Origin of the sequence: Sphingomonas sp. 37zxx, assembly GCF_000786205.1 — a bacterium.
GTDB lineage: Bacteria > Pseudomonadota > Alphaproteobacteria > Sphingomonadales > Sphingomonadaceae > Sphingomonas.
In genome coordinates this window covers 1-16,450 of the sequence record NZ_JROH01000058.1, presented here as the reverse complement: position 1 = coordinate 16,450, position 16,450 = coordinate 1, and the positions used below count along the sequence as shown (strand labels likewise).

General features: G+C 65.8%; 16 protein-coding genes. 2 read left to right on the top strand and 14 right to left on the bottom strand.

Going from position 1 to position 16,450, the window contains the following annotated elements; all coding sequences use genetic code 11:
* Nucleotides 1-217: 217 nt before the first annotated feature.
* The 5 genes from QU44_RS15540 to tgt form a co-directional block, all read right to left on the bottom strand.
* Entirely contained in the window at nucleotides 218-1,177 is a 960-nt protein-coding gene (locus QU44_RS15540) for a cell wall hydrolase (RefSeq protein WP_033923321.1), read from the bottom strand.
* Between the two features lie 107 nt (nucleotides 1,178-1,284).
* On the bottom strand, nucleotides 1,285-4,116 hold the full coding sequence (locus tag QU44_RS15535) for a M16 family metallopeptidase (protein ID WP_033923320.1): 2,832 nt from the start codon (nucleotides 4,114-4,116) through the stop codon (nucleotides 1,285-1,287).
* A 127-nt stretch (nucleotides 4,117-4,243) separates the two neighbouring features.
* Nucleotides 4,244-4,756: a YciE/YciF ferroxidase family protein gene (locus tag QU44_RS15530; protein ID WP_033923324.1), complete on the bottom strand. Its 513-nt coding sequence runs from the start codon at nucleotides 4,754-4,756 to the stop codon at nucleotides 4,244-4,246.
* A 132-nt stretch (nucleotides 4,757-4,888) separates the two neighbouring features.
* Nucleotides 4,889-5,092, bottom strand: a complete 204-nt coding sequence (locus QU44_RS15525; RefSeq protein WP_033923319.1) for a hypothetical protein — start codon at nucleotides 5,090-5,092, stop codon at nucleotides 4,889-4,891.
* 28 nt (nucleotides 5,093-5,120) lie between these two features.
* Nucleotides 5,121-6,257 carry a tRNA guanosine(34) transglycosylase Tgt gene (gene tgt / locus QU44_RS15520; RefSeq protein ID WP_033923318.1) on the bottom strand — a complete coding sequence of 379 codons (1,137 nt, stop codon included), beginning with the start codon at nucleotides 6,255-6,257 and terminating at the stop codon, nucleotides 5,121-5,123.
* Nucleotides 6,258-6,303: 46 nt separating this feature from the next.
* Here tgt and QU44_RS15515 point away from each other — a divergent pair, with 46 nt between their 5' ends.
* Nucleotides 6,304-6,801 carry an OsmC family protein gene (locus tag QU44_RS15515; RefSeq protein WP_033923317.1) on the top strand — a complete coding sequence of 166 codons (498 nt, stop codon included), beginning with the start codon at nucleotides 6,304-6,306 and terminating at the stop codon, nucleotides 6,799-6,801.
* On the opposite strand, the gene QU44_RS15510 is transcribed toward QU44_RS15515, so the two are convergent.
* The 6 genes from QU44_RS15510 to QU44_RS15485 all read right to left on the bottom strand — a co-directional run bounded on the left by QU44_RS15510 (nucleotide 6,713) and on the right by QU44_RS15485 (nucleotide 10,963).
* Nucleotides 6,713-7,417: an HAD hydrolase-like protein gene (locus tag QU44_RS15510; RefSeq protein ID WP_052134954.1), complete on the bottom strand. Its 705-nt coding sequence runs from the start codon at nucleotides 7,415-7,417 to the stop codon at nucleotides 6,713-6,715. The two genes, QU44_RS15515 and QU44_RS15510, sit on opposite strands and share 89 nt — an antisense overlap.
* A gap of 23 nt (nucleotides 7,418-7,440) precedes the next feature.
* Nucleotides 7,441-8,466, bottom strand: a complete 1,026-nt coding sequence (gene queA / locus QU44_RS15505; protein ID WP_033923316.1) for a tRNA preQ1(34) S-adenosylmethionine ribosyltransferase-isomerase QueA — start codon at nucleotides 8,464-8,466, stop codon at nucleotides 7,441-7,443.
* 32 nt (nucleotides 8,467-8,498) lie between these two features.
* On the bottom strand, nucleotides 8,499-9,200 hold the full coding sequence (locus tag QU44_RS15500) for a peptidylprolyl isomerase (protein WP_033923315.1): 702 nt from the start codon (nucleotides 9,198-9,200) through the stop codon (nucleotides 8,499-8,501).
* Nucleotides 9,201-9,283: 83 nt separating this feature from the next.
* Complete coding sequence (coaD, locus tag QU44_RS15495) at nucleotides 9,284-9,784, bottom strand: pantetheine-phosphate adenylyltransferase (protein WP_197054350.1); 501 nt, start codon at nucleotides 9,782-9,784, stop codon at nucleotides 9,284-9,286.
* Nucleotides 9,785-9,806: 22 nt separating this feature from the next.
* The gene (locus QU44_RS15490; RefSeq protein ID WP_033923313.1) at nucleotides 9,807-10,706 is read right to left on the bottom strand and encodes a polyprenyl synthetase family protein; all 900 of its coding nucleotides are present in this window, start codon (nucleotides 10,704-10,706) and stop codon (nucleotides 9,807-9,809) included.
* A gap of 11 nt (nucleotides 10,707-10,717) precedes the next feature.
* A complete protein-coding gene (locus tag QU44_RS15485; protein ID WP_033923312.1) occupies nucleotides 10,718-10,963 on the bottom strand; it encodes an exodeoxyribonuclease VII small subunit in 246 nt (81 codons plus the stop codon).
* A 95-nt stretch (nucleotides 10,964-11,058) separates the two neighbouring features.
* Here QU44_RS15485 and QU44_RS15480 point away from each other — a divergent pair, with 95 nt between their 5' ends.
* Complete coding sequence (locus QU44_RS15480) at nucleotides 11,059-12,423, top strand: NAD-dependent succinate-semialdehyde dehydrogenase (RefSeq protein ID WP_033923311.1); 1,365 nt, start codon at nucleotides 11,059-11,061, stop codon at nucleotides 12,421-12,423.
* A gap of 216 nt (nucleotides 12,424-12,639) precedes the next feature.
* Here the strand turns inward: QU44_RS15480 and QU44_RS15475 are convergent, their stop codons facing one another.
* From QU44_RS15475 to QU44_RS15465, 3 genes are all read right to left on the bottom strand, one after another.
* On the bottom strand, nucleotides 12,640-14,331 hold the full coding sequence (locus QU44_RS15475; RefSeq protein ID WP_033923310.1) for a long-chain-fatty-acid--CoA ligase: 1,692 nt from the start codon (nucleotides 14,329-14,331) through the stop codon (nucleotides 12,640-12,642).
* Nucleotides 14,332-14,368: 37 nt separating this feature from the next.
* A complete protein-coding gene (locus QU44_RS15470; RefSeq protein WP_033923322.1) occupies nucleotides 14,369-14,566 on the bottom strand; it encodes a hypothetical protein in 198 nt (65 codons plus the stop codon).
* Nucleotides 14,567-14,642: 76 nt separating this feature from the next.
* A complete protein-coding gene (locus QU44_RS15465; RefSeq protein ID WP_231621770.1) occupies nucleotides 14,643-16,334 on the bottom strand; it encodes a sensor domain-containing diguanylate cyclase in 1,692 nt (563 codons plus the stop codon).
* Nucleotides 16,335-16,450 lie beyond the last annotated feature (116 nt).

Sequence of the window (16,450 nt, the reverse complement as noted above, 5' to 3'; positions counted from 1 at the left end):
ACGCACAAGGCGGGGCCCACCGGACGGATACGTTCCGCAACCTCAACAGCCTCGAGCAGCAATATCGCCGCTCGGGCGGTGGCCTCAGTCAGGCTGAGCGCCGCGATCTCGACCGCCGCTTCGATACGCTTTCGGCCCAGGTGAAGGTCCAGAAGCACGACCGCCAGGGTCGCCGCTAAACCCTGTCCGCTTCCCTACGCTTGCGAAGGGGGGCGGGTCAGCGGATCGGCTGGCCCGAATCCTTCCACCGGTCGAGGATTTGCGACTCGGGTTCGACCACCGCCGCGCCGCTTTCGGTGTGATCGGGCTGCGTTGCCCCCGCTACCGCCGCCGTCGGGAGCGTATCCGTCACCACCGTCTGCGCCAGCACCACCGGCACCGCCGGATCGAGCTTGCGCAACGGCCCCGGCACCGGCTCGCCGCCGAAATACCGGTCCTGAAACGCGGCGGGGGTGCCCCAATAGCCCTTCCACCGATGAAAGAAATGCGCGCCCTCCACCCCGGTCATCACCAGGCTGCGGTTCCACGACGGCGTCACCGCATAGGTGTGGTAATGCGTCGCCATCCCGACGGCGGCGAACACCGATCCGTTCAGCGCCGACGCCGCGACCCGCTGCGCCCGGTCCCACGCCGCGCGCACCGGCACCCGCGCCATCGCGCCGTCACAGGCAAAGCTGAACTGGCAGACCCGCTTGTCCGACCCCTGAAAGACCACGCCGCACACCGTTGCGGGGAAGGCTGGATGCCGCACCCGATTGAGCACCACCTGCGCCACCGCGCGCTGCCCGGCATTAGGCTCGCTCGCCGCCTCGTAATAAATCGCGGTGGTCAGGCATTGCAGCGCGCGCGACTGGTCGCTGGCCGAACCGCGCAAGCGAAAAGGCGGCGCAGCGGGGATCGTCGCACCGGCGGCAGCCACCATGCCGGCCGTCACCGGCACGTCGGGCAGCGCGATCGTGCCCGTCGTCCCCGCCGCCGGAGCCGCATCATCGTCAAGCGCGGTCAGCAGCGCGGCCCCCGGAAAATGCTCGCCCGCTTCGTCCTGCACGCCCGGCGGCGGCGCGGCCGGGGCGGCGACCTGCTCCATGCTGGCGATCCCGGCATGCGCGGCAAAGCCCGCCAGCGCCAGCCCCAAGGCACCGGCAACGATCGAGCGGGAGAGGAAAGGCCGCGGCATGATCGCGCCATAGCCAAATCACGCCCGCGTTTCGCGCCCCGAATCCACCGCGTCCCATCGGGGGACGAATGGCGGTTAACGCAACCGCCACTCGCCTTATCCGCGTCCTACTTCAGCGCCGCCCGATCGAGGTTCAGCGCCCCCGCCGCGATCACCTCCACCTTGGGATAGGCTTTACGGAGCGGTTCGATGAACTGCTTGGCGTCGCCCACCACCACGATGCTCGCCGCCGCCGGATCGAGCAGCGCCGCCGCTGCCGCCTGCACCGCGCGCGGATCGACCGCCTCGATCGCCGCGCCATAGCGTTGCAGCTCGGCCAGCGGCACCGCTTCGACGACGAAATCGCCGACCAGCCCGGCAATCCCCGATCGCGTTTCGGTCGCGCGGCCAAAGCTGCCGATCAGCACCGCCTTGCGGGTCGCAAGCTCGGCTTCGGTGGCGGGTTCGGCGCCCAGCCGGCGCATTTCGGCGGCGATGATCTCGACCACGTCGGGCGCGGTCGGGTTCTTGGTCTGCGTCGCCGCCGACATCGGCCCGATCCCGCGCCGCGCATCGAGCTGGCTGCCCGCGCCATAGGAAAGCCCGCGCTTGATGCGGATTTCCTGGTTGAGCCGCGAGGAGAAGCCAACCCCCAACGTCGCATTGGCGACATTGGCGGCATAGAATCGCGGATCGCTGCGCGCGATGCCGGGGCGGGCGACGACGACGCCCGCCTGGCCGGCATCGGGCAGATCGACGACGATCACGCGCGGCTGCGGCATCGCCGGGGCCGCCCCTGGCAATGGCGCGGCATTGCCCTGGCCGCGCCAGTCGCCGAACAGCTTCTCGCCCAGCGCCTTGCCCCCCGCCGCATCAATGTCGCCCACCAGCACCAGCGCAGCGCGTTCGGGCCGCCAGCTTGCGCGATAGGCCGCCATCACCTCGTCGCGGGTGATCGCGCCCAACGAAGCGGGGGTGCCGCCCAGCCGGTTGCCATAGGCGCTGTCGCCGAACACCGCGCGCGTGGCGACGATGCGCGACAGCGCGCCGGGGTCTTTCAACTGCACCGTCACCCCGTCGATCGCCTGCGTCCGTGCGCGATCGAGCTCCTCGGCGGCAAAGGCCGGATTGCGCGCGACATCGGCCAGGATGCCCAGGGCCGGGCTAAGCTGATCGGACTTCACCGTCAGCGTGACACCGGCACCATCCCATTGCGCATCGCTGGCGATTGATCCGCCCAGCGATTCGACCGCTTCGGCGATCTCGGTCGCGCTTCGCGTCGTCGTGCCCTTAGTCAGCAGCGATGCGGTCATGCTCGCAAGTCCCGCACGCCCCGATGGATCGAGTGCGCCGCCGCCCTCGACCATCAGCGCCGCACTCACCAGCGGCAGCCCGCGCTTTTCGACCACGATCACCCGCATGCCATTGGCAAGGCGGGTTTCGGTCGGCTGCGGCAACACCGGCTTCACCGGCGCGCCGGGCTCGGGCGGCGCGATCCGTTCGCTGGCCGATGCGGCGGTATGGATGACGATGTCGGCGGGAATCTTCAGCTCGGCGACCTTCACCGTGGGGGCCAGCGTGATCGTGTCGCCCTTGGTGCCCGCGGGCGCGCTTTCGATCGGGTTATACTGGATCGACGACGATCGCTCGTCGCGCAGATAGCGCCGCGCCACCCGCTGTATGTCGGCGGCGGTGACGGTCGCCAGCTCGGCCAGTCGCTTGTCGGCAGCCTTGGGATCGCGATCGACGACGATGGCGTTGGCCAGGGTGAAGGCCTTGCCCTGCGGCGTCTCGCGCCCCTCGATATTCTCGGTCAGCAATTCATTCTTGGCTTCGGCGAGTTCGGCGGCGGTGACGGGTTCGTCGCGCAACCGTGCGATCTCGCGCCGCAACGCCGCCTCGCCATCCACCGCGGTCTTGCCACCCGCCAGGATCGCATAGACGCTGAACTGCCCGGTCGATTGCTTGGCGTCGTAAAAGCTCGCCGCCTGCGCCGCCAATTGGTCGCGATAGACCAATGACTGGTACAGCCGCGAATTGTCGCCGCCCGCCATGATCGTGTTGAGCACCGTCAGCGCAGCGGCATCGGGGTGGTTCGATGGCGGCAGCGGATAGTTGATCAGCACGGCGGGCAGGGGGGTGTTGGGCTCATACACCGTATAGCTGCGCGGCCCGGTCGGCTCGGGTTCGGTCACGGTAACACGCGGGATCGGGCGTGCGGGCTTCTTGATGCCGGCGAAATACTGGTCGACCCATTGGTTCAACTGCGCCGGATCGAAATTGCCCGCCACCACCAGCACCGCATTGTCGGGCCGGTAATAAGTGGCGTGAAACGCGCGAATATCGTCGATCGTCGCCGCGTCGAGATCCTCGATGCTGCCGATGCCGGGCCGCGCATAGGGATGCGTGGTATAGCCGATCATCGGGCGATAAATGTAGAACAGCTTGCCAAAGGGGGCCGAAAGCACGCGGCTGCGCAGTTCCTCCTTCACCACTTCGCGCTCCGACGCGAACACCTTGGGATCGACGACCAACGTGGCCATCCGGTCGGCCTCGGCGAACAACAGCCGTTGCAAATGATTGGCGGGGACGCCTTCGAAATAATTGGTGTAATCATCGGCGGTCGATGCGTTGTTATAACCGCCGACATCCTCGGTCAGCCGATCGACCTGCTCGTCGACCAGGTTGCGCGTGCCCTTGAACATCAAATGTTCGAACATGTGCGCAAAGCCCGATTTGCCCGCTGGATCGTCCTTCGACCCGACATCATACCAGACGTTCACCGACACCGTCGATGTCGTGGTGTCGCGGATCGCATAGACGCGCAGGCCATTGGCCAAGGTGCGCTCGGTATAGGCGATGGGTTCCACTTGTGCCGGCGCGGGCGGCGGCGTCTGTGCCTGCACCGTCACCGGCGTGAGCATGGTGGCGAGCAATAGCGCGGCGGCGAACTTGGTCATGACGGTCTCCGGTGAAGCGCCGCCGTTGTGCCGCAGTCCTTGCGCGTGTCAATCACCTAAGGCACCCCGATTGCCCGCCAGCCATGCCGCCGACCCGATCGGGCCGGCGACAGCATAGGTGCTTCGGTCAGGTCACCGCATCGGCCAGCGCATTGACCTTCGATTTCGCCATCATCGTCAACTTTTCGTCGGTCGCATATTCTTCGTCGAGCGTTTGCTGCAGGATCGACGCTACTTCATTGTGGCCAAGCTGTTCGGCCCAAGTGACCAGCGTGCCATATCGCGTGATCTCATAATGCTCGACCGCCTGTGCAGCGGCGATCAGCGCGGCGTCGAGCACCGCCTTGTCTGCGATTTCGCTGGCGGTTTCATTGGCTTCCTTGATGATCCCGTCGATCGCGGGGCAGGTAACCGCCTTTGGCTCCTGGCCCAACAGCGCAAAGACGCGCTCGAGGCGGACGATCTGGCCCTCGGTCTCGGTCAAATGGGTTTCAAATCCCGCCTTCAGCCCGGCGTCGGTCGCCTTGGCGGCCATTTTCGGCAATGCCTTGGTGATCTGGTTTTCGGCATAATAGACGTCCTGCAACTGATGCAGAAACAGGTCGTCGAACGTGGCAATATCCTTGGTGAACAAGCCCATCATAGCCTCCAGTGTAAGCGTGGACGCCGGGCCGGGGGGTCGGCTCGGCGTCAGGGGTTCAACCCGTCCTGCCACTGGAAGTTGCGCCGCCGCCGCGATAATATTTCGGCGCGGCGGCGGATACTTTGGCCGTTAGTTCTTTTTGTTGCCGCGGTTGGCATAGAGCAGCGCCGCCGCCAGCGCCGCCGATCCGATGCCCACGCCGATCGCGGTCAATGGCCAGCGGCGGCTGCGGTCTTCCGCCGGTGGGGTGGCCTGCGCCGCCGATTGGCGCGCCTTGGCATCGACGGCCGCGACGACGATTTCGTTGCTGGGCAGTTCGCCTTGGTTCGACATGTCGCTCTCCTTTTTTATCTATCGTACTTCAACCGTGATCGCGTGCAGCATAGCGCGTCCGAAATCCGTCGGCGAAGGTCTTTAACGCGCCACTGCCGATCGCGGCCCGCAGATCGGCCATCAGCGCCTGATAAAACCACAAATTATGTTCGGTCATCAGGATCGCCCCCAGCATTTCGCCGGTGCGGACCAGATGGTGGAGATAGGCGCGGCTCCATCCGGCGCAGGTGGGGCAGCCGCAGCTTGAATCGATCGGCCCCTGATCCTCGCCAAAGCGGGCATTGCGGATGTTGAGCGGGCCGTTCCGGGTAAAGGCCTGGCCGTTGCGTCCGCTGCGCGTCGGCAGCACGCAATCGAACATGTCGATCCCGCGCTCGACCGCGCCGACGATGTCGTCGGGCTTGCCGACCCCCATCAGATAGCGTGGGCGCGTCGCATCGAGCTGGCCCGGCGCGTAATCGAGCACCCCGAACATCGCCTCCTGCCCTTCACCCACCGCCAGCCCGCCGACCGCATAGCCGTCAAAGCCGATGTCGAGCAGCGCATCGGCGCTGGCCTTGCGCAGTTCCTGATCGAGCGCGCCCTGCTGGATACCGAACAGCGCCGCACCCTCGGCATGTGCGCCGCCGGTATCGAACCCTTCGCGCGAACGCCGCGCCCAACGCATCGACCGCTCCATTGCCGCTGCCTGCACCTCGCGAGTCGCGGTGGTTGGCACCAATTCGTCGAACGCCATCACGATGTCGCTGCCCAGCAAGCGCTGGATTTCCATGGATCGCTCGGGCGACAGCATGTGGCGCGACCCGTCGATATGCGATCGGAACGCTACGCCATCCTCGCTGCGCGTCGTCAGGTCGGACAGGCTCATCACCTGATAGCCGCCGCTGTCGGTCAGGATCGGGCGATCCCACCCCATGAAATCATGCAGCCCCCCCAGCCGCGCGACTCGCTCGGCACTCGGGCGCAGCATCAGGTGATAGGTGTTGCCCAGCAGGATGTCGGCCCCCGCCGCCCGCACATCGGCTGGCTTGACCGCCTTCACCGTCGCGGCGGTGCCCACCGGCATGAAGGCAGGGGTGCGGATATCGCCGCGGCGCATCGCGATGGTGCCGGTGCGGGCCTTGCCATCGGTGGCATGGATGGTGAAATCGAAACGGGGACGCATCACCCATGCTTTGCCGCCCCGCGCGCAGAATGGAAAGGGTTAGCCGATGGCCGAGCACGACTATACCGCGCGGATCGCCTGGACCGGCAATCGCGGACAGGGAACCGCGAGCTATCGAGGCTATGACCGAAGCTGGGACGTGACCACTCCGGGCAAGCCGGTGATCCATTGTTCGAACGATCCGCTGTTGGGCGGCGATCCGGCGCTGCCCAATCCCGAGGATATGCTGCTGGCTTCGCTCTCGGCCTGTCACATGCTGTGGTATCTGCATCTGGCCAGCAAGGCGGGGATCGTCGTCCACAGCTATGTCGATGATCCGATGGGGGTGGGCGAAACGCTGACGGGCGGGGCGGGGCGCTTCCTTCGCGCCACGCTGCGGCCGGTGATCGAAGTGGCGGCGGGGGCCGATCTCGCGCTGGCCGATCGGCTGCACCACGATGTCGACCGCTATTGCTTCATCGCGCGGTCAGTGAACTTTCCGGTATCGGTTGCAGCGCGCTATCACCAGCAAGCAGCACCCGCGCAATCTCATCGGGCCGGGTGAACAGCAGGTCAGGCGACAGCCGGCGCAGCGCGGCTTCGCTGGCATAGCCCCATAACACCGCCCCGGTCCGTATCCCGGTGCGCCGCGCCGCCTCGATATCGCGGGTTTCATCGCCGATCGAAATCGCCTCGCCCGCGCTCACCCCCGCGCGCTTCAGCGTGCGGCGATATTTCGGTGCCTTGCCGTATAGCGACGACGCGCAATCCCACAGGTCGATCAGGGCGGCATTCTCAACCCCCAGGATACGGCGCGCATTGAGTTCGGAATTCGACGTCACCACCGCCAATTGCATCCCCGCCGCCTTCAGCGCCGCCAGCAATTCGCCGACCCCCTCGAACAGCCGGATCTCATGCGTGTGCAGCGCCAGCAACGTGCGGACATAGCGCGCGATGAAGGGCAGCTTCCATGCCGGGATGCCCAGATGGCGGATCACCTCGCGCGTGCTCTGGTTGCGCAGCGTCTCTACCTCGCCTGGATCGACGGGGCGAAAGCGATATTTCTCCGCCAGATGATCGACAATGCTCAGGAACCAGCCGCCGCTGTCAGATAAAGTGCCGTCGAAATCGAAGATCACCAGCCGGATCGGCGCGCCGGTATCTGCATCGGGAACGGTCATCACCCCTGTGTGACAAACTCGTGTCAGGGGATCAACAGGCTGGCATCGCCATAGCTATAGAAACGATACTCCGCCGCGATCGCATGCGCATAGGCCGCCTGCATGCGATCAATGCCCATCAGCGCCGATACCAGCATGAACAACGTCGATCGCGGCAGGTGGAAATTGGTCATCAGCCCGTCGATGCCCTTGAAGCGATAGCCGGGGGTGATGAAGATCGCGGTGTCGCCCTCGAACGGATTGATCGTGCCGTCGGCTTGCGCTGCGCTTTCGATCAGCCGCAGGCTGGTGGTGCCCACCGCGATCACCCGCCCGCGGCGCGCGCGCACCGCGTTCAGCCGCCCGGCGGTGGCGGCGTCGATCCGCCCCCATTCGGCATGCATCTGATGGTCGTCGGTATCGCTGGCCTTCATCGGCAGAAAGGTGCCGGCACCGACATGCAGTGTCAGCGTTTCGTGCCCGATCCCCGCCGCCGCCAGCGATTCGAGCAGCGCGGGGGTGAAGTGCAGCGCCGCGGTGGGTGCCGCGACCGCGCCGGGTTCGCTGGCGAACATCGTCTGATAATCATCGGCATCGCGCGCATCGGTGCCGCGCCGGGCGGCGATATAGGGCGGCAGCGGCATCTGGCCCGCGCGGTCTAGCAGCAGTTCGACCGGATCGTCGCCTGCGAAATCCAGTGCGAAGTTGCCATCGTCGGCGCGGTCGCCGGCGATCGCGGTCACGTCATTGCCAAAATCGATCAGGTCGCCGTCGCGCAGGCGTTTGGCGTTGCGGATGAACGCGCGCCAGCGGCGCGGTCCTTCGCGCTTGTGCAGCGTCGCGCCGATGCTTGCCTCGCCGCGCTTGCCCTCAAGCTGGGCCGGGATGACGCGGGTGTCGTTGAACACCAGGCAATCGCCCGCCCGCAAGGCACCGGGCAGGTCGGTCACGATCGCGTCGGTAGTCGCGCCGTCCTTCAGCACCAGCATCCGCGCCGAATCGCGCGGGGCGGCAGGCCGCAGCGCAATCCGCTCGGGCGGCAATTCGAAATCAAACAGATCGACGTTCAAGGGGCTATTTTCCGAACCTGCGGGGACCGTGTTTACTTGGCGGGCGCGGTACCCGGCAGCACGACTTCCTTTTCCCCCGCCGGCAGCGCGGGTGCGGCGGCGGCTTGCGGGGTGAAGGGCGGGGGATTGTCGGCGGCGATATAGGCGCGGACGATGCGCGCGGGGTTCGCGGGCGGCTCGCCGCGCGGGATCGAATCGACATACTCCATCCCCGAAAGCACGCGGCCGAACACCGTATATTGCTTGTCGAGCGACAGGCGCGGGGTGAAGACGATGAAGAACTGGCTGTTCGCGCTGTTCTCAGCGGCAATGCGGACTTCTGCCGGCGCGCCGGGAGGCGAGCCTTGCCGCGCCGCCGATACCGCGCCGCGCACATGCGGCAGATAGCTGAATTCGGCCTCGACGTCGGGCAGCGGCGATCCGCCGGTGCCGTCGCCCTTGGGATCGCCGGTCTGCGCCATGAAGCCGTCGATCACGCGGTGGAACAGCAGCCCATCATAGAATTTCTGCCGGGTCAGCGTCTTGATCCGCTCGACCATCTTGGGCGCGACATCGGGCCGCAGCCAGATCGTCACCCGCCCGCCGGTCGACAGATCGAGCAGCAACAGGTTTTCGGCGTCGGTGGTTGCTGGCGGCGTCGCGCGGCCCGGGACGTTGGATTCGACGAGCTGGGCATTGGCGGGTAGCGCCGATCCCAGCCCAAGGACCGCTAACATGGCAAGAACGAAACGCATGGATACCCCGTCAACCTGATGTGGTGCCGGCCCTAGAACAAAAGCCCGGTTGCGAAAAGGCCGGCCAATTGCCGGGCGCGGCGTCAGTTTCCCTTGCGGCCGATCACCTCGACCCTGGCGGCGACGTCAGTGCATACCGGCGGCGAGACGAACTTGGATATGTTGCCGCCATACATCGCGATTTCCTTCACCAATCGGCTGGCGATCGGCTGCAGCGAGACATCGGCCATCAGGAAGACCGTTTCGATCCGGTCGTTCAACTGCTGGTTCATCCCCGCCATCTGATATTCATATTCGAAATCGGCGACCGCGCGCAGCCCGCGCACGATCATGTCGGCCCCCTGGCGCTCGGCAAAGTCCATCAGCAGCGAATCGAACGCGACGACCTCGACCTCGGTTTCCATCCCCTCAACCTCGCGGCGGACCATCGCCAGCCGCTCCTCGATCGTGAACATCGGCGATTTCGACGGGTTGGTCGTCACGCCGATCACCAGCCGATCGACGATCCGCGCCGCGCGGCTGATGATGTCCATATGGCCCAGCGTGACCGGATCGAAGGTGCCGGGATAAACGGCGGTGCGAATGGTCATGAAGCCCCTTTGTCGGTCAACGATCGCGTTCCAGCGTGAAGCGCGCGATGTCGCGCAGCAGATCGGCTTCGTTGCCATAGGCGTGGAGATGATCGATCGCCTGTTCGACCAGGATCCGCGCCTGATCGCGCGCGCGTTCGACCCCCAGCAGCGAGACAAAGGTTTCCTTGCCCGCCGTCCCGTCCTTGCGCAGCGCCTTGCCGACCGCGGCTTCGTCGCCCTCGATATCGAGCAGATCGTCGGCGATCTGGAACGCCAGGCCCACGTCACGGGCATAGCCGCGCAGCCCGGTCCGCCCCTCGATCGGCAGCCGTCCCAGGATCGCGCCGGCTTCGACCGAACAGGCGATCAATGCACCGGTCTTCATCGCCTGCAATCGCGTGACGGTGGGCAAGTCGAAGCTGGTCTTTTCGGCCTCCAGGTCCATCATCTGCCCGCCGCCCATGCCCGATGGCCCGGCGGCATGCGCGATGCATTGCACCAGCTCGACGCGAATAAACGGGTCGCCATGCGTGCGCTCGTCGGCCAGCAGCTCGAACGCCAGCGCGTGCAGGCAATCGCCCGCCAGGATCGCGGTCGCCTCGTCAAACGCCTTGTGCACCGTCGGCTTGCCGCGCCGCATGTCGTCATTGTCCATCGCCGGCAGATCGTCATGCACCAGGCTATAGACATGGATGCATTCGATCGCGGTCGCGACGCGCGCGATGCATTCGCGGTCGACGCCAAATAATCTGGCGGTGGCGAACACCAGCAAGGGACGAAGCCTTTTGCCGCCGCCGATCGCCGCATGGCGCATCGCCCGGTACAGTCCCGCGCGTGGATCGACGGGGACCGGCAGCAACTGATCGAACTGGCGATCAATCTCGGCGGCAATATCGCGCATCGCGTTTTGCAACGGCATCGAGGCGTGGCGCATGCCGCTCAACGTCAGGCGCTCGCGAACGCGGTGGTACCCACCGGCTTGCCTTCGCCATCCAGCCGGATCGCTTCGATTCGTGCCTGCGCCGAATCGAGCTGCGCGGCGCACTGCCTCTTCAATCGGTCCCCGCGTTCGTACAGGTCGATCGCCTCTTGCAGCGACGCATCGCCGCTTTCGAGGCGGCTTACGATCCGCTCGAGTTCCTTCAATGCTTCCTCGAACGAAAGCTCGGCGATGCCGGGTTCCTCTGCCATGTGCGTGCTATGCGGCAGGTTCGGGTCGGCTTGCAACCGGGTAGCGTATCCGGGCGTTCAGAAGAGTGACTTTCCAGCGATTTCGAGGCTTTTCGATGTTCGAGACGATCAATCCAGCCACCGGCACCGCCGGAACCCCGATTCCGATGCTCGATGCGGCGGGAATAGAGGCGCGCGTGGCGCTGGCCGCGCATGCCTATCGCCACTGGCGGATCACCGCGCTCGACGAGCGGACGGCGTTGTTGGCGGCGATCGCCGATGCGTTCGACACGAACCAGGCCGAACTTGCCGAAATCGCCACGCGCGAAATGGGCAAGACGCTCAAATCGGCGCTGGCCGAGGTGCAGAAATGCGTCGGGGGCCTTCGCTATTATGCCGAGCACGGCCCCGAATTCCTGCAATCCACCGAGACCAGCACCGCAACCGGGCGTGTCGTTGCAAGCTGGCATCCGATGGGGCCGGTGCTGGCGATCATGCCGTGGAATTTCCCCTATTGGCAGGTGGTTCGCTTCATGGCCCCGACAATCATGGCGGGCAATGTCGGGCTGCTCAAACACGCCTCGATCACCCAGGGCGTCGCCGCCGCGATCGAGCGGATGGTGGCCGACGCCGGCGCACCCGCCGGACTGTTTCAGAATCTGGCGATCAAGTCCGACGCCGTCGCCGCGCTGATCGACGACGACCGCATCGTCGCGGTCACGCTGACCGGCAGCGAAGGCGCTGGCCGCAACGTGGCACAGGCAGCAGGCAGGGCGCTCAAGAAAGTCGTGCTCGAACTCGGCGGATCGGACCCGTTCATCGTCATGCCGTCGGCCGACATCGAAGCGGCGGCAAAGGTCGCGGTCACCGCACGCAACCAGAATGCCGGCCAATCGTGCATCTGCGCCAAAAGGATGATCGTCCACGCCGACGTCTATCAGCAGTTCATGGCGGAATTCACCGCAGGAATGCGCGCCGCCAAGGTCGGCGATCCGATGGCCGACGACACCGATGTCGGCCCGCTGTCGAGCGCCGAACAGCGCGACACCGTGCTCGCCCAGGTCGCCGACGCCAAGGCGCAGGGCGCGACCCTGTTGTTCGGTGCCGATCAACCGGCGGGGGCGGGTGCGTTCCTCAACCCCGGCGTGCTGGTCGACATTCCCCGCGACGCCGCGATCCTGCGCGAGGAGATTTTCGGCCCGGTGGCAATGGTGCTAAAGGCCGGCAGCCTCGACGAAGCAATCGCGCTGGCCAACGACATCCCCTTTGGCCTCGGCTCGAGCATATGGACCAACGATCCCGCCGAGCAAGCGCGCTTCCAACGCGATATCGAAGCCGGCATGGTCGCGGTGAACCAGATGCTGGCATCGGTGCCCGAAGCGCCCTTTGGCGGCATCAAAAATTCGGGCCACGGTCGCGAATTGGGGCCGTGGGGGATGCACGAATTCATGAATCTGAAGGCGGTGCTGCTGAAGGATTGAAGCCGCGATCGTCAGCTTGGGCTTGACCCGGGGTCCGTGCGATCCGCTCACCGGTAAAGCAATATGACTTCAGGCTGATCCATCCGTTTCCTTCTTCGTCATTCCCGCGGAGGCGGGAATCCATATGCCAGTGCAGTGTCTATGGATTCCCGCCTTCGCGGGAATGACGATGGCAGCTCCTCAACATGAAGTCGTCAGGCTCAAGCGACGCGCCTGTCACCCCTCCGCCGCCAGCTCCGCCATCAGATCCTTGCGGCTCAGCTTCCCGATCATCGTCTTGGGCAGCGCCTTGCGGACCACCACCGCGTCGAGCCGCTCGTGCTTGCCAAGCTGCGGGTTGATCCAGGCGGCGATCGCTTCGCCGGTCACGTCGCTGTCCTCGGCCAGCGTCACATAAGCGCGCGGTACTTCGCCGCGATACGTGTCGGGCATGCCGATCACCAGCGCCTCGCGCACCGCCGGATGGTGGTACAGGATCGCCTCGATCTGGCTGGGGAACACCTTGAACCCGCCGACCGCGATCATGTCCTTCAGCCGGTCGACGATGCGGATATAGCCGTCGGCATCGATCGTCCCGACATCGCCGGTGCGAAGCCAGCGCCCGCCATCGGCATCGTGGCAAAACGCCTCGCCATCGGCATCGGGGCGGTTCCAATAGCCGAGCATGATCTGCGGCCCCGCGACCACGATCTCCCCCGGCTCGCCATCGGGGGCGGGGCGCGCGGGATCGGCCTTGTCGACCAGCCGCACCCGCGTGGCGGGCAGCGGCAGGCCGATCGTCCCGGGCTTGTTCATCCCCTCATAGGGATTGGTCGACACCACGCCCGAGCTTTCGGACAGGCCATAGCCTTCGACCAGCTTCGCTCCCGAAACCTCCTCGAACCGTGCCTTGAGCTCGGCGGGCAGCGGCGCACCCCCCGAAATGCAGATTCGCAGCGAGGTGAGGTCGGTCTTGGCAAGGCTGGGATGTTCGAGCAGCGCGCGATACATCGTCGGCACGCCGGGCAGCGCGGTCGCGCCGGTGCGTGCGATCGCCGCCAGCACCGCCCCAGCCTCGAAGCGCGGCAGCAGCACCATCTCGCCACCCGCCACCACGGTGCGGTTGAGCACGCAGGTGTTGGCAAAGACATGGAACATCGGCAGCGCGCCCAGGATGCGGTCGACCCCGGTTCCGCGCTGCGGATCGACCTCGGCCACCTGCCGCGCATTGGCCGACAGATTCTGGTGGCTCAGCATCGCGCCCTTGGGGCTGCCGGTGGTGCCGCCGGTATATTGGATCAGCGCCAGATCGGTCATCGGGTCGAGCGGCGGGGTTTCGCACGCGCCCTGGTTGGCGATCAGCGCTGAGAAAGCGGTGATCCGCGAATCGTCGGGGCGCGGCGCGATCTCGTTGCGCTTGAGCATCCGGTAGAACACCGATTTGGCCGCCGGCAGCGCGCCCGCGACCGACCCAACCACCAGCCGTTCGAGCGAACTCTTGTCGAGCACCTTGACCGCCGTCGGCAGCAACGCGCTCGCCGAAATCGTGAACAACAGCCGCGTGCCCGAATCCTCGACCTGATGCGCCAGCTCGTCGACGGTATAGAGCGGCGAAAAATTCACCACCGTCGCGCCAAGTTTCAGGATGCCATAATAAGCCGCTACGTAATGGGGGACATTGGGCAGGAACAGGCCGATCCGGTCGCCCTTGCCATAGCCCATCGCCGCCAGCCCGCAGGCAACGCGATCGGCACCGTCCAGCGTCTCGCCATAGCTGTACCGCCGCCCCAGAAACTCGATCAGCGGCGATTCGGGATGTGCCCGCGCCGATTGCTCGAACAGATCGATCATGGTTCGCGGCGGGAAGGGTCGGTCCCATGCGCCGGGGTGATGATAGGCGGTGCGCCAGGCGGTCTCGGGGTCGGTCATTTACACAGGTGTAAGCAGCAGTTTCGGGCGGTGCAAGCTACTGCGCGATCCGCCTCGACCAGGTGACCAGCACCGATACCGCCATCAATCCGGTGTCGACCGCAGCGATGATCTGGCGCGGGGTCGGATCACCGGCGTCGTGCAGGTTGATCCGGATGTCGGTGGTCGGCTGGCGGACGGCCAGCAGCACGACGAACAGCGCGATCAGGGCCAGGCCACAAGGGCGACGTTGCATGTCGTTCAAGCTCCAGGTCGGGGGCGCAACCGGGTGCTGCGCGATACTTGTTTCGGCTGTGAATCGTTTAGCGCAATCAGCCCGCCGTCACCAGTCTTTCCCCATGCCGCGCGCGATCGCGGCCATGCGCCTTGGCTTCGAACAATGCGCGATCGGCGCATTGATACATGCGTTTCCAATCCTGCTCGGTCGCCAGCGGCCCGGTACAGACGCCCAGGCTGGCGGTGACGCGCAGGTCGAACGGCATCCGCGCGGTTCGCAGCGTTGCGAGCAGCGCATTGGGGTCGATCTGCGAATCTCCATTGACGACGATCGCGAATTCCTCACCGCCAAAGCGCGCGACCAATGCGCCGATCGGCACCGCCAGCCGAAGCGAGCGGGCGAATACGCGCAGCACTTCGTCGCCGCCATCATGCCCCAGCGTGTCGTTGACTCGCTTGAAATGGTCGAGATCGGCCAGGATCAATTGCTGCCGTCCGCTGCGGCCGATCGCTTCGAGCAGGAAGGCGCGGCGATTGAGCAGCCCGGTCAGATCGTCGGTCTGCGCCAGTTTACGGCTTTCGGTTTCCTGCGCGATCGCAAGGTCGCGCTCCAGGCTGAGCAGGCGGATACGATAGGCGATGGCCAGGCTGGACAGCAACGCCTCGGCCGTCATCGCGATGATCGTCGAATTGTCGAGCCAGAAGCTCCAGCTTCCCCACCCCAGGCTGTGCAGCGCACGCACGAATGCCATATAGGCCGGGGCGGCCCAGGCGACCGCGAACAACCACAGATACCGGCTGCGCGCCACCCACGCGCTCCATAGCACCGGCAACACTGCCAGCGGCACGGTAAGGAACGCGATCGCATACAGCCGGTCGGCCAGCGGGATCCACCGGTCGGGCGCGAGTACCATCGCCGCGCCGCCGCCCAGCACCACAAAGCCGATCACCCGGATCAGCAGCCCCAGATTGCGACCAAAGACGCGCGGCTCGAAAAAGGTGCGCGCGAAATACAGTGCGGCAGCGGCGGCAATCGCCAGCGTCCCGTAATTGGTCCGCAACCGATCGGCATTGGCCAGATCGGGCAGATGCCACGCCAGCACGCCCGACGACGACATCGTATAGACCAGCAACGCCGCGACCATCGCGCAATAGGCAAGCTGAAACCGATGCCGCAGCGCCCCCCACAATGCCAGATTATACACCAGCAACGCGATGCAAAGTCCCGAAAAGGCGGAATAAATTGTCGCCATCGTCAGGTCGGCGCGAACCCCTTCCGCCGCGGTGCCCGCGCGCGCGCCGATGACGACACCGCGCAGGTTCTGGCTGCCCTCGACATGCCAGACCAGCCGGGTCACCGGGGCCATATGCACCGGGAAGGCGTATTCGACCATCGCTCCCAGCTTCAGCGTACCCGCCAGCGCGTTGCGGCCCGGCGGGAAGATCGTCGTCGTGCCATCGGCATGCAGCGCGTACAACGTCATCCGATGCTGCCACAGGCTGGCGATCCGCACGCGCAGCGGGTCGCCGGTGTCGAACACCAGGTTCAATCGCGGCGTCGCCACCCAGAAATCGCCGGGGCCGAATAGGGTCTGGTCAGCCGCGCAGGAAAAACGGGCCGGGTTGGCCAGCACCTGGCGCGGCGTTTCGCCTTGCCCCTGCGCTCGCGCGACGCAGGTGGCGAGCGGCTTGCCGAACGGCTTGATCTGCGCCTTCGCCGGCGCGGGCATGAGCGCCATGAGCGCGGCGATCCCAAGGACCAGTATCCGCGTAATATTATTGCTCACTCTGCATGCCATGGCGTTTTTCGTACTGTGTGAAAGCAAATAAGCGGTAAAGGATTATGTGCGTAACGATCTACCGAGCCGGGGTACCGACCTAACAGGCTGCTGAAAAATCCCAC

Bases quoted from the DNA above. Each gene is read 5' to 3' on its own strand.
- QU44_RS15540 (WP_033923321.1), bottom strand. From the start codon at position 1,177: ATGCCGCGGCCTTTCCTCTCCCGCTCGATCGTTGCCGGTGCCTTGGGG.
- QU44_RS15535 (WP_033923320.1), bottom strand. From the start codon at position 4,116: ATGACCAAGTTCGCCGCCGCGCTATTGCTCGCCACCATGCTCACGCCG.
- QU44_RS15530 (WP_033923324.1), bottom strand. From the start codon at position 4,756: ATGGGCTTGTTCACCAAGGATATTGCCACGTTCGACGACCTGTTTCTG.
- QU44_RS15525 (WP_033923319.1), bottom strand. From the start codon at position 5,092: ATGTCGAACCAAGGCGAACTGCCCAGCAACGAAATCGTCGTCGCGGCC.
- tgt (WP_033923318.1), bottom strand. From the start codon at position 6,257: ATGCGTCCCCGTTTCGATTTCACCATCCATGCCACCGATGGCAAGGCC.
- QU44_RS15515 (WP_033923317.1), top strand. From the start codon at position 6,304: ATGGCCGAGCACGACTATACCGCGCGGATCGCCTGGACCGGCAATCGC.
- QU44_RS15510 (WP_052134954.1), bottom strand. From the start codon at position 7,417: ATGACCGTTCCCGATGCAGATACCGGCGCGCCGATCCGGCTGGTGATC.
- QU44_RS15500 (WP_033923315.1), bottom strand. From the start codon at position 9,200: ATGCGTTTCGTTCTTGCCATGTTAGCGGTCCTTGGGCTGGGATCGGCG.
- QU44_RS15490 (WP_033923313.1), bottom strand. From the start codon at position 10,706: ATGCGCCACGCCTCGATGCCGTTGCAAAACGCGATGCGCGATATTGCC.
- QU44_RS15485 (WP_033923312.1), bottom strand. From the start codon at position 10,963: ATGGCAGAGGAACCCGGCATCGCCGAGCTTTCGTTCGAGGAAGCATTG.
- QU44_RS15480 (WP_033923311.1), top strand. From the start codon at position 11,059: ATGTTCGAGACGATCAATCCAGCCACCGGCACCGCCGGAACCCCGATT.
- QU44_RS15475 (WP_033923310.1), bottom strand. From the start codon at position 14,331: ATGACCGACCCCGAGACCGCCTGGCGCACCGCCTATCATCACCCCGGC.
- QU44_RS15470 (WP_033923322.1), bottom strand. From the start codon at position 14,566: ATGCAACGTCGCCCTTGTGGCCTGGCCCTGATCGCGCTGTTCGTCGTG.